The organism is Variovorax sp. 10L421 (genome assembly GCF_056395365.1).
Genome location: NZ_JBFTJJ010000013.1, coordinates 43,500 through 58,893, shown reverse-complemented (window position 1 = coordinate 58,893; position 15,394 = coordinate 43,500). Strand labels below are relative to the sequence as shown.

The window sequence follows — 15,394 nt, the reverse complement described above, 5'->3', positions numbered from 1 at the left end:
GATGATCTTGCGCGACGCTCCGGAGAGCGCGGCAACGAATTCACGGGGGTAGTAAGCCAATGAGCCACGACAACAAGCGGGCCACGACCTTGCGCTCGCGCAACGAGGCTGCCAGGGTCTCGAACGAAGAGCTGTTCTTCGACCTGGTCTATGCGTTTTCGGTCACGCAACTCTCCCACTATCTGCTGGATCACCTCACGCTGTCGGGCGCGTTCCAGACGCTGGTGATGTGGTTCGCGGTATGGCTGGGCTGGCAGTACACGGCATGGACCACCAACTGGTTCAACCCTGGCGCGCTACGCATTCGAGGCGTGCTGTTCGCCATCATGCTGCTGGCCATGGTGATGGCCTCGGCGCTGCCCGGCGCCTTCGCAGAGCGCGGGCTGGTGTTCGCGCTGTGCTTCGTGGGCATCCAGGCGGGGCGCACGTTCTGCATGCTGATCGCCATCGGCTCGAACGATCCGCTCACACCCAATTTTCGCCGGCTGCTGGCATGGAACTGCCTGGCCGGAGCGTTCTGGATCGCGGGCGGCTTGGCCGAAGGGCAGGCGCGCCTCGCGCTGTGGTTCGTCGGCGTGCTGTGCGAATACATCGCGCCGATGATCGGGCTGCGCTTTCCGGGACTGGGCCGCTCCACGACCGCCGACTGGACCATTGACGGCGGGCACCTCGCCGAACGCTGCCAGTTGTTCGTGATCGTCGCGCTGGGCGAGTCGGTGCTGGCCACCGGCATCGCCTTCGGCCAGCACACTGAATGGCACGGCATCGACCTGTTCGCGCTGCTCGTGGGTTTCTCGGGCAGCCTCGCGATGTGGTGGATGTACTTCGACACCAGCGCGAGGGAGGCGACCCATGCCATCGAGCATTCGCCCGACCCCGGTGGCATCGGCGCCAAGTTCCACTACACGCACGTGATCCTGGTGGCGGGCATCATCGTGTGCGCGGTGGCGGACGAGCTCACGATCAACGAGGGCTCGCACCATGCCGAGCTCAAGTATCTCGGCGCACTCATCGGTGGGCCGGCGCTGTACCTGTTCGGCAATGCGCTGTTCAAGCGTGTGGTACGCGGTTTCCTGCCGCAGTCGCACCTTTACGGCCTGGGCCTGTTGGCCGTGCTCGCAGTCTTTGCTCCGCACCTCTCGGTGATGGTGGTGGGCACGCTCACGACGCTTGTCATGATCGCTGTGGCCGCACTCGAAGCCGTGGTGCGCCGCAGGGCATGGGCTGCGGCAGCGGCCCGCTGAACCTCCAGAGGCCGAAGCAGGAAGAGCGCCGTTTCAGCGTTTTTTCTTGGCCGGCGTGCCGCCGCGCTTCTCGCGCACCACCTGCTGCTTGCTGCTGGCAGGCACCTTGACGACATTGGTGCCCCGCGGCGCCGAAACCTTCACCGGTGCGCCGCGCTTCGCAGATACCGCCACCGCGTGTCCGCGCGCGACCGCCACGCCGGTGCCGGCGCGCGCCGCCACCGTGGCGCGGATCGGCAGGTACACCACCACGCTGAAGCCGCGCTTGAAGGCGTGGTTGGGCTTCACGTCGTTCCACTCGGCCACGTTGGCGGGCTTGAGGTTGTAGCGGCGCGCAATGCTGGCGACGCTGTCCGCGCGGCCGGCCTTCACCGTCGTGCGGTGGGTGATGATTTCGGGCTGGAAACTCAGGTGGCCGCCGTCGGCCACCACGGCCGCCACGTCTTCCTTCACGCGGGCGCCGCGCGGCACGATCAGCGTCGAGCCGGCCTTGATGAGCATGCGCGGCGGCACGTTGTTGATGGCGCGCAGGTCGCTTTCGCTCATGCCGGAGCGCTGGGCCGCGTCGGCCACGGTCATGGTGTTGGGCACGACCCAGGCGGTCCAGCTGGCGTACTGACCCTGCGAATAGGCATCGAAGTTGCGCTGGAACACGGCCGCGTTGTCCCACGGCAGCAGGATCTGCGGCGTGCCGGCTGCGATCAGCACCGGTTTGTGCGCAGCGGGGTTGAGCGCGCGGAAGTCTTCGAGCCGCACGTCGGCAAGCTTGGCCGCGAGTTCCACGTCAAGGTCACGCGTGAGCGTGACGGTCTGGAAGTACGGGTGGTTGGCGATCAACGGCAGCTCGGTGTTGAAGGCCTGCGGATTCGCCACGATGTTCTTCACGGCCTGCAGCTTGGGCACGTAGAGCCGCGTCTCGGCGGGCATCGTGAGGTCGCTGTAGGTGGTGGGCAGGCCCAGGCGCTGGTTCTTGGCGATGGCGCGGCTCACGCTGCCTTCGCCCCAGTTGTAGGCGGCCAGGGCCAGTTGCCAGTCGCCGAACATGCCATAGAGCTTCTGCAGGTAGTCGAGCGCGGCGCGGGTGGAGGCCACCACGTCGCGGCGGTCGTCGCGGAAGATGTTCTGCTTCAGGTCGAAGTCGGTGCCGGTGGCCGGCATGAACTGCCACATGCCCGCGGCGCGCGCGCTGGAGATGGCCTGCGGATTGAACGCGCTCTCGATGTAGGGCAGCAGTGCGAGTTCGGTCGGCATGTTGCGCCGCTCGAGCTCCTCGACGATGTGGAAGATGTACTTGTTCGAGCGCTCCGTCATGCGCTGGATGTAGTCGGGCCGGCTGGAATACCACTGCTCGCGATCGCGCACCAGGTCGCTGTCGAGGTTGGGCATCTTGAAGCCGCGGCGGATGCGGTCCCACATGTCGACCGGTGGCGCGAGCGTGACCACGCTCTGCGATTGGGCCTGTCCGGTGGCGAGGGGCGAGAGAGAGTCGCGTGGGTAGATGGGGGCCGCACTACCCGTGGCCTTGGCGCCGGTGCCGCCGGCCGACGAAGAAGAGGGGGAGGAGTTGTTGTTGCTCGTGCCCGCGCAGCCCGCGAGCACCAGTGAACCTGCAAGGCAGGTGGCAGCGATCAGTTTCATCGGAAGTCGTTTTTCCATTGGCGCAGTGCGGCGAACACGTCGGCCTCGACTGCATCGGCAGCCAGCTCGGCGTGGGCACGCACCGCTCGAAGGACAGTGGCTTCGCGGCTGCGAAGAAAGGGGTTGACCTGGCGTTCGATTGCCAGTTGCGACGGCAGCGTGGGCTGCCCCTGCGCGCGCAGGCTTTCGCAGCGCGCGTTGTAGTGATCCAGTTCGGCGTTGCCCGGTTCCACCGCCTGGGCAAAACGCAGGTTAGAAAGTGTGTATTCGTGCGCACAGCAGACACGCGTGTCGCCCGGCAATGCGGCAAGCGCATCGAGCGAAGCCAGCATCTGCGCGGGGGTGCCTTCGAACAGGCGCCCGCAGCCGCCGGAGAACAGCGTGTCGCCGCAGAACAGCAGCGGCGCATCGCCACCCGCCGTTTGCGCCGCAGGCAGAAAGTACGCGATGTGGCCGGCCGTATGGCCCGGCACGTCGATGACCTCGAAGCGCAGGCCGAGCACCTCGGCAATGTCGCCTTGCGCCAGCGGCGTGAACGGCTCGGGAATGCGCTCGCGCGCCGGCCCCCACACGGGTGCGCCGGTGGCCTCGTGCAGCGCGGCCACGCCCCCTGTGTGATCGGGATGGTGGTGCGTGACTAGAATCGCGGCCAGCTGCAGCTTGTGGCGCGCCAGCGCGTCGAACACCGGTTGGGCGTCGCCCGGATCCACCACGATGGCGTGGGACCCGTCGTGCAGCATCCAGATGTAGTTGTCAGCGAAGGCGGGCAGCGGAACAAGGGTCATGAGCGGTCAAATTATAGGTTTGCAGGATTGGTTCGCGACCCCCCCGGGGCGCTACCTTCTGGCTTGGGAGCAGGCCCAGTTCGATCAGGCGGTGGCCGACGTGTTCGGCTATCACGCGCTGCAGCTGGGTGCGGCCGAGGTCGACGGCTTGCGCGCCAACCGCATGCCGCACCGCTGGCTGGCGCTGGACGACCCCGCCCGAGGCGGCAGGGCGACGCTCCTGACCGACTTCGCGGCACTGCCGTTTGCAGCCAACAGCCTCGACCTGGTGGTGATGCCGCACGCGCTCGAACTGAGCCCTGATCCGCACGCCACCCTGCGCGAGGTGGAGCGGGTGCTGGTGCCCGAGGGCCGCGTGGTGATCTGCGGGTTCAATCCGGCCAGCCTCTGGGGCATGCGGCAGCGACGCGCACACCTCTATCGCCGGCTCGGCATCGGCGACCTGTACCTGCCCGAAGGCGGGGAGTTCATCGGCTACTGGCGCATGCGCGACTGGCTGCGGCTCCTGAGCTTCGAGGTGGAGTCGGGCCGCTTCGGCGTCTACCGGCCTGCGGTGCGCAGCGAAGCCTGGCTGGAGCGCTCGCGCTGGATGGATGCCGCCGGCGAGCGCTGGTGGCCGATCTTTGGCGCAGCCTACTTCCTGGTCGCCGTGAAGCGGGTGCGCGGCATGCGCCTGCTGAGCGCCGAGTGGCGCCGCTCGGGCGCCCGCGCCACGGCGCCGGTGCCCATCGCGGGCAAGGTGCACCGCAACGAGGTCGGCAAGAATTGAGAATGAACGAAAACGAATGATGATGAAGAAGGAAAAGCCGGTTTGAACGAAGTCGTGATCTACACCGATGGCGCGTGCAAGGGAAACCCCGGCCCTGGCGGCTGGGGCGCGTGGCTCAAGTCGGGCTCCACCGAGAAAGACCTGTTCGGCGGTGAACTCGACACCACCAACAACCGCATGGAGCTGACTGCCGTCATCGAAGGCCTGGCCGCGCTCAAGCGGCCCTGCAAGGTGCTGCTTTACCTGGACAGCCAGTACGTGCGCAAGGGCATCACCGAGTGGATCCGCGGCTGGAAGGCCAAGGGCTGGATGACAGCCAGCAAGCAGCCCGTGAAGAACGTCGAACTCTGGCAGCGGCTCGACAAGCTGGTGAGCGAGGGCGGCCACCAGATCGAGTGGCGCTGGGTCAAGGGCCACTCGGGAGACCCGGGCAACGAGCGCGCCGACATGCTGGCCAACAAGGGCGTGGACAAGGCCTTGGGCCGGATCTGACCGTTCGGGGCGCCTAGATGTTGCCGTCGAACATCATCACGTCGACTTCGCCGCCCGCCGCGACATTGCCCTGATCGTGGTGCAGCACCACGAGCCCGTTGGCTTCGACCATCGAGCTGAGCACCCCCGAGCCCTGATGGCTCGCGACGCACACCTCAGGCAACGCGTCCGGCATGGTCTTCACGAAGCCGCGCTGGTACTCGGTGCGGCCCGGCTTCTTGCGAATCGGACCCGTGCAGCGTGCACGCAGCAAGGGCGGTGGCGCGGCTGCCGCGTCGTGGCAGCCCATCAGGCGCAGCAGCGCCGGCCGCACGAAGGCCAGGAAGGTCACCATCACGGCCACCGGATTGCCCGGCAGTCCGAACAGCACCGCTGGCTGCGGCGACGCCTCGCGCGGGATCAATCCCACCGCCAGCGGCCGGCCCGGGCGCATGGCCACGCGCCAGAACGCCATGTCGCCCAGTTGCTGCATCACGTCGCGCGTGTGGTCGGCCACACCGGCGCTGACACCGCCGCTGGTGACGATGGCATCGGCCTCGCGCGCGGCGCGCCGCAATGCGGCGGCGAGCGTGGCCGGATCGTCGCGCACGAGGCCGAGGTCGATCACCTCGCAGCCCAGCCGCGCGAGCATGCCGAACACGGTGTAGCGATTGCTGTCGTACACGGCGCCTTCGCGCGGCGCGTCGCCGAGGCTCAGGATCTCGTCGCCGGTCGAGAAGTAGGCCACCCGCAGCCGCCGCAGCGCAGGCACGTCCGGCAGGCCGAGGCTCGCGACCATGCCGAGCGCGGCGGGCGACAGGCGTTCGCCCTTGCGCAGCGCGGTCTGGCCCTGCATCAGGTCTTCGCCCGCAAGGCGGCGGTTGTCGCCGCGGCGCAGCACCCTGGCCGGGAAACACACGCGGTCGCCATCGACCTTGCAGAACTCCTGCGGCACGACGGTGTCGAGGCCCGCCGGCATCATGGCGCCGGTCATGATGCGCACCGCATCGCCTGAACCCAGCGTGCCACGCCAGGCGGCGCCGGCCAGCGCCGTTCCCGCCACGCGCAGCGTGACCGAGACGTCGATGGGTGCGTCCCGCGGCAGCACCGCGCCGTCGAAGGCGTAGCCGTCCATGGCGGAGTTGTCGTGCGGCGGCACGCTGATGGGCGAGACGATGTCTTCGGCCAGCACGCGGCCGAGCGCGTCGAGCAGGGAGACGGTCTCCCGTTGCGTGACGACCGCCGAGGCCGTGAGTTGCGAGAGAAAAGCGTGGACGGCCTCGACGCTCAGGTCGATGGCAGCGTCGTAGCCCGAAAGGGCGGAGGCGATGTCTGCGATGCGGCTCATCGGTTTTCGAGGGCGTGCAGTTCGGCCAGGGTGTTGGCGTTGAAGAAAGCGTCGGGCGCGTCGCCGGGGCGGTTGAAGGGCACGTGCACTGTGCGGTGCTGTGCGGTCCATGCGTGGACCTTGCGGCCGCCGGCTTCGGTGTAGCGCCGCAGGCTCTCGCGCAGGTCGGCGCGCAGCAGGCAGAAGACGGGTTGGAGGCGCAGCACCACCTCGCCTTCGGAGATTTCGGGTGCGTTGACCATCGCGATCTCTGCATTTTCGGCGGCCACCGCTTCGGCGAGCCGGACGGCGAGGTCTGGCGGAAATAGCGGTGTGTCGCAAGGTACGGTCAACAGCCAGGGTGTCGTGCAGTGCTCCAACCCGGTGAGAAAGCCCGCGAGCGGCCCCGGATAGTCCGCGAGGCTGTCGGGCCACACCGGCACGCCGAAGGCTTCGTAGTCGGCGAGGTTGCGGTTGGCATTGACGATGAGCTGGCCGACCTGCGACCCCAGCCGCCGGATCGCATGCAGAGCCAGCGGCTCGCCGTTGAAAAGCTGCAGTCCCTTGTCGACCCCGCCCATGCGAGAGCCGCGTCCGCCGGCCAGCAGAAGCCCCGTGATGTCGGCGGCCGCGATGAAGGCGTGCGCGGGCATGGCGGGCGCCTGCGTCATCCGCCGATGTAGCTCATCTCGACGCGGCGCGGCGCCTTGCCGCCGGCATCGCCGCTGTCGTTGTCAGGCCCACGCAGGGCGCGCAGCTCGGAGTAGCGGTCGGCACGGCCCTGCCAAATGTGGCCGATGGCCGAGGCGATGTCGTCGTCGCTGGCGGTGCCGCGCAGCAGCGGGCGCAGGTCGTGGCCGGCGCTGGCGAAGAGGCAGAGGTACAGCTTGCCTTCGGTCGACAGGCGCGCGCGGCTGCAGTCGTGGCAGAAGGCCTGCGTGACGCTGCTGATCACGCCGATCTCGCCGCTGCCGTCGGCATAGGCCCAGCGCTGGGCGGTCTCGCCGGGCGTGGCGGCTTCCAGCGGCACCAGCGGAAATTCGGCATGGATGCGAGCGATGACGTCGGCCGAGGGCAGCACCTCGTCCATGCGCCAGCCGTTGGTGGCGCCCACATCCATGTATTCGATGAAGCGCAGCACCACCTTGCCGCCGTGGTGCGTGCGGAAGTAGCGGGCCATCGGCAGTATTTCCTGCTCGTTGGTACCGCGCTTGACGACCATGTTGACCTTGATGGGGCCGAGGCCGGCGGCCAGCGCCGCGTCGATGCCGGCGAGCACATCGGCCACCGGAAAGTCGACGTCGTTCATGTGGCGGAACACGGCGTCGTCGAGGCTGTCGAGGCTCACGGTCACGCGCTGCAGGCCTGCAGCCCGCAGCCCGGCGGCCTTGCGCGCGAGCAACGAGCCGTTGGTGGTGAGCGTCAGCGCCAGCGGCTCGCCGGAGGGCGAGCGGATCCCGGCGAGTTGTTCGATGAGGCCTTCGATGTTCTTGCGCAGCAGCGGCTCGCCGCCGGTCAGGCGGATCTTGCGCACGCCGTGCGCAGCGAACAGGCGGGCCAGCCGCGTCATTTCTTCAAAACTCAGCAGCGCGCTGTGCGGCAGGTACTTGTAGTCCTTGTCGAACACGTCCTTCGGCATGCAGTAGCTGCAGCGAAAGTTGCACCGGTCGGTCACGCTGATGCGCAGGTCGGTCATGGGCCGGCCGAGGCGGTCGAGCAGCACCCCCGTGGCGGGCACGGCGACCTCCGGCACGGCCACGGCGGGACGTGCGCGGCCGATCGTGGAGATCGGAATGACGGTATTGCTGCTGTTTTTCATGAAGCGGGTCCGATTTTGCGCCACGGCCCAAGGGCCTGTGAACCTCAGGCTACTTGATCGCCGCTGCGTAAACCATGTCCCAGGTCAATGTTCTGGAATGCGCTCTGTTTGGGCGGCTGCCGGGCCGGCCCTTGGCCTCAGCCGTGCTTGACGGCGACGGTCTTGAGCGTGGTGAAGCCGTAGAGGGCCTCGAAACCCTTTTCGCGGCCGTAGCCTGAGGACTTCACGCCGCCGAACGGCAGCTCGACGCCCCCGCCCGCGCCATAGTTGTTGATGAACACCTGGCCGCTCCTCACGCGCCTGGCCATGCGGAACTGGCGCGATCCGTCGGTGGTCCACACGCCGGCGACCAGGCCGAACTGCGTGGCGTTGGCAAGCGCCACGGCTTCGTCTTCGTCGGCGAAGACCATGGCCGCCAGCACCGGGCCGAACACCTCTTCCTGTGCGAGCCGGTGATTCACCGGCACGTCGCGCAGCAGGGTGGGCGCCTGGTAGAAGCCGGTCTCGGGCGCTTCGTCGACCACGATGCCCTGCGCCACCATCGGGATGCCGGCATGTTGCGCATCGCTCAAGAAGTCCCACACGCGCTGCTGCTGCGTCTGGCGGATCAGCGGGCCCACGTCGAGATCCATGGCCGCGGGGCCGACGCGCAGCGCCTCGAAGGCGTGGCCCAGGCGCTCCAGCAGCGGTTCGTAGATGTCGCGCTGGATCAGCACCCGCGAGCCGGCCGAGCAGGTCTGCCCGGCGTTCTGCACGATGGCATTGATGACCACGGGAATGGCCGCGTCCAGGTCAGCGTCCGCGAAGATGATCTGCGGACTCTTGCCGCCCAGCTCCAGCGTGACCGGGCAGTGCCGCTCGGCCGCTACCTGCTGGATCAGCGTGCCGATCTTCGGGCTGCCGGTGAAGCTGATGTGGTCGATGCCCTCGTGCCGAGCGAGCGCGTCCCCCACCTCGTGCCCGTAGCCCGTCACGATGTTCAGCGCGCCGGCCGGGAACCCGACCTCGGCCGCGAGCTGCGCCACGCGGATCAGCGAGAGGCAGGCGTCTTCCGCCGGCTTGACCACGCACACGTTGCCAGCCGCCAGGGCGCCGCCCACGCTGCGCCCGAAGATCTGCATCGGGTAGTTCCACGGAATGATGTGGCCGGTGACGCCGTGCGGCTCGCGCCAGGTGAAGACGCTGTAGCCGTCCTGGTAGGGGATGGTCTCGCCGTGCAGCTTGTCGCAGGCGCCGGCATAGAACTCGAAATAGCGAACCAGTGCCACAGCGTCGGCGCGCGCCTGCTTCACCGGCTTGCCGCAGTCGCGCTGCTCGATCAGCGCGAGCTCGTCGACGTGCTCGGCGATCTTCTGCGAGAGCTTGTAGAGCAGGCGGCTGCGGTCGGCCGCGCTGACCTTGTGCCAGACACCCTCGAAGCAGTCGCGCGCGGCGCGCACGGCGGAGTCGATATCGGCCGCGTTGCTGCGCTGGATTTCGTCGAAAACCTGGCCGTCGGAAGGGTCGATGACGGCCAGGGTGCGGCCGGAGGAGGACGGGACGTGCGCGTTGGCGATGTAGTTGAGCTGCATGGGGTTGGATTTTGCGCGGACCGAAAACATCTCTGTCCGGCCGCTCCTGTCCTGGAGCGCCGATCAGGGAAACGTTACCTAAAAAAACTTAGTATTTAAGTATTGCTCTCTCAAAGGGCGCCGCGAAAAGCCAGTCATCCGTGGAAAAAGCACGAGCCGGGCGCGTGTTTCATTGATGAAATATGGATACAAGCAGATACGATACCTGTAGACCAGCAGTGCTGGTTTAAGGGGGAAGGGGTGAAGCCCATGACCCTGGAGCGTTTGTATCGGCAGCGAGGAGCGCTACAAGCGTTGGTAGGTCTTACTTAAAAACGAAGGAACGTACTGTGGCGATCATCGACGGCACCCCCGGAAACGATACTTTGGTAGGAACCTCAGGTTCAGACATCATCCACGGCGGTGCCGGAAATGATCTCATCGACGGCGGCGCAGGCAACGATTCCATCTTCAGTGATGAAGGGAACGACGACATCTGGGGCGGACAAGGCAACGACTTCATCACCGGGAACAACACCGGCGCGGTCATAGTTCACTACAACGATGGTCCCGCCGGTGTCAGCGTCGATCTCCGGTCGGGTACCGCGACGGATGGCTGGGGCAATCGCGACACGCTTTCGCAGATCTATGCAGTCCTTGGCTCTGACTTCAATGACACCCTCACGGCCTGGGGGGCCACGAGTTCTGTCTACCTCAACGGTGGCAGTGGTGACGACAAGATCACTGGCGGGTGGGGCAACGATGCGTTGGTCGGGGGAAGCGGCAACGACACGATCGACGGCGGCGATGGCATAACCGGAGCCTCCAATTCTTGGTATGGGAGCGCTTATCGGCTATACCAAGCGACATTGGGGAGGGAGCCCGATATTGGTGGCTTTCAAGAATGGGTGACTGCATTGAAAAGTGGAATGACCGTAGGGGCTGCTGCGGCAACCTTCGTAAATTCTACGGAATTTCAAGCAAATTACGGGGCCCTCAACAATACGCAATTCGTGACTTTGCTCTATAAGAATGTCCTTGGGCGGACTCCTGATAGTAACGGCCTTTCTGCATGGGTTCAATCTCTCGATGCCGGAAATTCCAGAGCCAATGTGGTGGTGGGTTTTTCTGAGTCAATGGAATTCAAAAATAATAGTGCGACAGGCGTTGATGCCTATATGACGGCGCGATTCAGCAATGAGCACCAAGGCGAGGTTTTTCGCCTTTACAAGGCTACTCTAAACAGAGAGCCAGATGGAACTGGTTTTGTTAATTGGGTCAATGCACTGGATGCTGGTGCGCAAACGATCAAATCGGTTGCGCAGGGTTTCGTTGGATCAGTCGAGTTTCAAAATACCTACGGAGCGCTTAACAATAATCAGTTTGCGACGCTCCTTTATAAAAATGTTTTAGGGCGAGAACCTGATCAGGCTGGGTTGGCCGCCTGGGTCAATGCGCTCGATCATGGAATGTCACGTGCCGATGCTGTAGTTGGATTTTCGGATTCAACGGAGTTTCGCGCAAACACCATGTCTGGGCAGGCAAATTTCATGGCTTCAAGCTTTGGAAGCTGGAGCGATGAGTTGCTCGGTGGACAAGGCGGCAATACGTTAATTGGTGGTCGTGGTGCAGACGTCTTTACGTTTGATTCCCTTCGGCCTGGAAACGACCAGGTATTTGGATTGGAAAATGTAGATCAATTGAAATTCGTTGGGTTTGGATATAGCGGTAGTGCCGATGTACTCGGTCATATGACGCAAAGCGGCCAAGATGTAGTTTTCACTGACGGGGCCCAAAACATCACATTCCATCACGCTACGCTGGCGCAACTATCGCAAGTCAATTTCTTGTTGACAGCGTGAAGTGAGCGGCCTGTCGCTCTCGTGTCGCCGCAGCCTTTGCATGGTTGAAACTTGGGTTGGATGAAGCGCCTGGACCAAATTGAAGAAATGGAGAGCGGAGCGTGATTTATCCGCAGCCTCCCATAAATTCTGGCGGTCAAAAAATGCCTACTGAGGTTGGCGGCGCCTCTTTTCGTGCGCTTCAAGGTCTCGCCGCATTGCAGCCCGTGATTGCTTTTTTCTCTCTGGAAATGAGCGTACAGGCGCTCGGCGAGGCGATGGGCTGGCGTCCTGAAACCCCCATCGGCACACAAGAGCTGCAACATGCGGCGCAGCACCTGGGGCTCGTGTCGAAACCCCTGCGGATCCAGGAACGCCCGTCACGCAAATGGCGGCTACTCAAACAGCGCGGTGGGGCGCGCTCGCTCCCCATCCCTTGCGTGATCGTTGGCGCCGATGGAAACGTGGTCACTGTGGTTGCCCGGCGCGAAAAGCGCGGGCCTTCCACCGGTCGGCACCCTGGTGTTGCGGACGAATCTGCAGTCGATCCGGCACAGGTTTCGGGGGAACTCCTCCTCTGGATACCCCAGACCTCCAAATTCAAATGGGTTTCGATGGCAGAGCTCGTCGAAAGCCATGGAGAAAGGGGCACTCTTGCCGTCATTTGCTTCCGCCAACCCCTGCAACTCGGCGCAATCGGCGGCTCGGGCTCCCGCCGCTTTGGCCTCGGGTGGTTCGCGCCAGTGCTGTGGCGCTATCGCAAGCCGCTGGGGCAGGTGCTGCTCGGCGCATTTCTGCTCCAACTGGTTGCGTTGACGACGCCCCTGTTCAGCCAGGTCATCATCGACAAGGTCCTGATGCACAAGAGCCTGTCGACCCTGCATGTTCTCGGTATCGGCATGGCGGGCCTGATCGTCTTCGAAGCCGTGACCAACACGTTGCGCGGATACATGCTCGCGCATACGTCTGCTCGTCTCGACGCCGGCCTGTCGAGCGATCTGTTCCGCCATGTGCTCAGCCTGCCCATCCGATATTTCGAACAGCGCCAGGCCGGCGACACGCTGGCTCGCACACGCGAGCTCGAAAACATCCGCAGTTTCTTCACGGGCGGCGCACTGACGACATTGGTCGATGGGCTCTTCATCGGCATCTTCATCTCGGTGATGCTGCTCTATAGTATCAAGCTGACCATCGTGACGCTCATCGGCCTACCGATTCTTGCCCTCGTGACGCTGGTGGCCCAGCCCATCTTTGCGACGGCGCTGCAGACGAAGTTCGATCGCAGCGCGGAGGCCGGCAGCTTCATGGTCGAGAGCATCCAGGGCATCCATACGCTGAAGAGCCTCGCGCTGGCGCCCGTGTGGCAGCGCAAATGGGACCTGCTGGCCGCGCGGCAGGTGGCAGCCGGGTTCGATGTCAGCAAGTTGGGCAATGCGGCGCAGAGCATTTCGCAGGCAGTCCAGCGGATGCTGACACTGGCAGTGCTCTGGGTCGGCACTACGCTGGTGATGAACAACGATCTCACCGTCGGGGGGCTTATTGCCTTCCAGATGCTCGCCGGACAGGTGTTGCAGCCGGTGTCCCGGCTGGTGGGACTATGGCAGAACTTCCAGCAGGTCAAGCTTTCGGTCGACCGCATGGGCGACCTCATGAATGCGCAGCCGGAGCCCACCAACGCAGGTGTCCAGGCCATGCCGCCATTGAAGGGCCGCGTCGAGTTGCGTTCGATCCACTTCCGCTACCAGCCAGAAACGCCGCTGGTGCTGAACGATGTAAGCCTTCTGCTGGAACCGGGCGAAGTGGTGGGCATCGTGGGGCGCTCCGGATGCGGCAAGTCGACGCTCACCAAACTCATTCAGCGGCTGTACGGCGTGGAGGCCGGGCGCGTGCTGGTCGATGGCCACGACATCGCGCATGCCGATCCCCAGCAGTTGCGTAGGCAGATCGGCGTCGTGCTGCAAGACAGTTTCCTGTTCAGCGGGACGATTGCGGAAAACATTGCAGTCGCCCACCCGGGGATGTCCTTTGACCGCATCGTCTTCGCGGCGCAGCAGGCGGGGGCGCACGAATTCATCACGGCTTTGCCGCAGGGCTACCACACGCCGGTCGGCGAACGCGGTGCCCTTTTGTCCGGCGGGCAGCGCCAGCGCATCGCGATCGCCCGGGCACTGACGGGAGACCCGCGTATCCTGATCCTGGACGAGGCTACCAGTGCGCTGGACGTTGAGAGCGAGCAGGCCATCCAGGCCAACATGGCGCAGATCTGCCGTGGCCGCACGGTCATCATGATTGCCCACCGGCTCTCCACGCTGCGGCATTGCAGCCGCATCGTCGTGCTCGACAGCGGCAAGGTGGTGGAGCAGGGCGGGTTGCAGGAACTCATTGCGCAGCAAGGCGAGTTTGCGAGGCTCTGGGCCATGCAGCAGCACGAGCCGCTGACTGGTGTCCGCAAGCCCCATGCAGCGCATCGTCCCGAACGGCGCGGCAACCCCGCGGAGACGGAAGCATGAGCGTCGTGCTGTCCCCGAAGGAGCGAGCGTTTCACAGCCCGGCGCTCGCCATCGAGGAAGCGCCTCCTGCGCCATTTGCCAGTGGCCTGATGTGGGCGCTGGCGGTGCTGTTGCTCGGCGCCATTGCCTGGGCGTGTATCGGAGAGATCGAGATTGTGGCGACGGCGCCCGGCAGGCTGATTCCCGATGGGCGTGTGAAGGTCATGCAGACGATCGAGCCGGCCCTCGTGCGCGTCATCCACGTGCGCGAAGGTCAACGCGTCAAGGAAGGCGATCTCCTGATCGAACTAGATCCAACCTTGTCCCAGGCCGATCTCTCCAGCAGCCAGCAACGGCTGCAGCAGAATCAGCAGCAGATGGCGCGGCTCATGGTGGAGATGAAGGGGCAGCACCTGCCTATGTCGGTGCCGGGCGGCGGTTCCGGCGCGGCGAGAACGCTGGCGTTGACGCCCGACCAGATGGCGACGATCCAAGCCCGCGAAGCGGCATTCGAAGCCAAGCTAGCGGAAGCCAGGGCATCGGTCGACGAAAAGACGAAGGCCCTCAGGGCGGCCGAGTCGACGCACACGAAATTGCGCTTGAATCTCGGGCTCGCGACTAAGCGCTACCAGCAGAGCCTGGCACTCGTAAAGGAAGGCTTCTTCAGCGAAGGCGAGCGCCTCAAACAAGAGCAGGAAGTGGTAGGCCTGGAGCATGACCTGGCGGCGCAAAGCCAGACGCTGGCGCAGCTTGCTGCTGGGCTCCAGGAGGCGCGCTTCCGTCAAGCGGCCGTGGAGCAGGAGCGCAAGGTGCAGATCCTTGCGGAGGTCGAGCAGGCAAGCCGGGAGGGCGCGAGTCTCCAGGCCGAGTTCGAAAAGGCCCAGCAACTCAATGGCCTGAAGACCTTGCGTGCGCCAGTGTCCGGTGTGGTCCAGAGCCTCGGGGTCACGACACTGGGGAGTGCGGTGGCGGCCAATCAGCCGCTCCTGACGATCGTTCCCGAGAATACACCGTTGATCGCCGAAGTCTTCCTCAGCAACAACGACATCGGCTACGTCAAGATCGGCCAGCCCGTCGAGGTCAAGCTCGACAGCTTTCCCTTCACGCAATACGGGGCCGTGGCCGGCAGGGTGAAATGGGTCAGTGCGGACGCGGAGTTCCAGAATCCGCAGGCGCTCGACAAGCAGACGGGCACGGGCCAGTCCGCATCCGGCAATCGCAACTTCGACAGCAGCAATTCGGACCAGCGAACAAACGGCCTTGCCTACCGCGTGCAGATTGCGCTCGCGGGGCCCGATGCCAGCATCTGGGTCAAAGGGCGCCCCCAGGCCCTGCAATCCGGCATGAGCCTTCAGGCGGACATCCAGACCGATAGGCGCCGGTTGATCCAGCTGGTGCTGAATCCGCTGGAAAAGGGCTGGAACGAGGGCGTCCGGGTTCGATAGAGCGGGCCTGGCCCTT

Annotated in this window: 12 protein-coding genes; 6 read left to right on the top strand and 6 right to left on the bottom strand. The window is 65.0% G+C overall.

Going from position 1 to position 15,394, the window contains the following annotated elements:
* Positions 1 to 59: 59 nt before the first annotated feature.
* Positions 60 to 1,244: a low temperature requirement protein A gene (locus tag AC1DFC_RS17785; RefSeq protein WP_007836675.1), complete on the top strand. Its 1,185-nt coding sequence runs from the start codon at positions 60 to 62 to the stop codon at positions 1,242 to 1,244.
* 33 nt (positions 1,245 to 1,277) lie between these two features.
* Here the strand turns inward: AC1DFC_RS17785 and AC1DFC_RS17780 are convergent, their stop codons facing one another.
* Together AC1DFC_RS17780 and gloB are read right to left on the bottom strand one after the other, a co-directional pair.
* Entirely contained in the window at positions 1,278 to 2,882 is a 1,605-nt protein-coding gene (locus AC1DFC_RS17780; protein ID WP_478179685.1) for a transglycosylase SLT domain-containing protein, read from the bottom strand.
* Positions 2,879 to 3,667 (bottom strand): hydroxyacylglutathione hydrolase, encoded by a 789-nt coding sequence (gene gloB, locus AC1DFC_RS17775; protein WP_413331457.1) that lies wholly within the window; start codon positions 3,665 to 3,667, stop codon positions 2,879 to 2,881. Before gloB ends, AC1DFC_RS17780 begins: the two co-directional genes overlap by 4 nt.
* On the opposite strand from gloB, the gene AC1DFC_RS17770 reads away from it, so the two are divergent.
* Positions 3,666 to 4,436 carry a class I SAM-dependent methyltransferase gene (locus AC1DFC_RS17770; RefSeq protein ID WP_193386569.1) on the top strand — a complete coding sequence of 257 codons (771 nt, stop codon included), beginning with the start codon at positions 3,666 to 3,668 and terminating at the stop codon, positions 4,434 to 4,436. The genes gloB and AC1DFC_RS17770 overlap by 2 nt on opposite strands.
* 42 nt (positions 4,437 to 4,478) lie before the next feature.
* The gene (gene rnhA / locus AC1DFC_RS17765; RefSeq protein ID WP_056518034.1) at positions 4,479 to 4,928 is read left to right on the top strand and encodes a ribonuclease HI; all 450 of its coding nucleotides are present in this window, start codon (positions 4,479 to 4,481) and stop codon (positions 4,926 to 4,928) included.
* A gap of 13 nt (positions 4,929 to 4,941) precedes the next feature.
* On the opposite strand, the gene moeA is transcribed toward rnhA, so the two are convergent.
* The 4 genes from moeA to AC1DFC_RS17745 form a co-directional block, all read right to left on the bottom strand.
* Positions 4,942 to 6,255: a molybdopterin molybdotransferase MoeA gene (gene moeA / locus AC1DFC_RS17760; RefSeq protein ID WP_478179684.1), complete on the bottom strand. Its 1,314-nt coding sequence runs from the start codon at positions 6,253 to 6,255 to the stop codon at positions 4,942 to 4,944.
* Complete coding sequence (gene mobA / locus AC1DFC_RS17755) at positions 6,252 to 6,905, bottom strand: molybdenum cofactor guanylyltransferase MobA (RefSeq protein WP_413331459.1); 654 nt, start codon at positions 6,903 to 6,905, stop codon at positions 6,252 to 6,254. The genes moeA and mobA overlap by 4 nt, the downstream gene beginning before the upstream one ends.
* Positions 6,902 to 8,053 (bottom strand): GTP 3',8-cyclase MoaA, encoded by a 1,152-nt coding sequence (moaA, locus tag AC1DFC_RS17750; RefSeq protein ID WP_007836684.1) that lies wholly within the window; start codon positions 8,051 to 8,053, stop codon positions 6,902 to 6,904. Before moaA ends, mobA begins: the two co-directional genes overlap by 4 nt.
* 137 nt (positions 8,054 to 8,190) lie before the next feature.
* The gene (locus tag AC1DFC_RS17745) at positions 8,191 to 9,624 is read right to left on the bottom strand and encodes an aldehyde dehydrogenase family protein (RefSeq protein ID WP_478179683.1); all 1,434 of its coding nucleotides are present in this window, start codon (positions 9,622 to 9,624) and stop codon (positions 8,191 to 8,193) included.
* Positions 9,625 to 9,953: 329 nt separating this feature from the next.
* Between AC1DFC_RS17745 and AC1DFC_RS17740 the strand changes: the two genes are divergently transcribed.
* From AC1DFC_RS17740 to AC1DFC_RS17730, 3 genes are all read left to right on the top strand, one after another.
* Positions 9,954 to 11,465, top strand: coding sequence for a DUF4214 domain-containing protein (locus AC1DFC_RS17740; RefSeq protein ID WP_478179682.1), 1,512 nt, complete (start codon positions 9,954 to 9,956; stop codon positions 11,463 to 11,465).
* A 206-nt stretch (positions 11,466 to 11,671) separates the two neighbouring features.
* Positions 11,672 to 13,954, top strand: coding sequence for a peptidase domain-containing ABC transporter (locus AC1DFC_RS17735; RefSeq protein ID WP_478179738.1), 2,283 nt, complete (start codon positions 11,672 to 11,674; stop codon positions 13,952 to 13,954).
* Entirely contained in the window at positions 13,951 to 15,378 is a 1,428-nt protein-coding gene (locus tag AC1DFC_RS17730; RefSeq protein WP_478179681.1) for an HlyD family type I secretion periplasmic adaptor subunit, read from the top strand. Before AC1DFC_RS17735 ends, AC1DFC_RS17730 begins: the two co-directional genes overlap by 4 nt.
* Positions 15,379 to 15,394 lie beyond the last annotated feature (16 nt).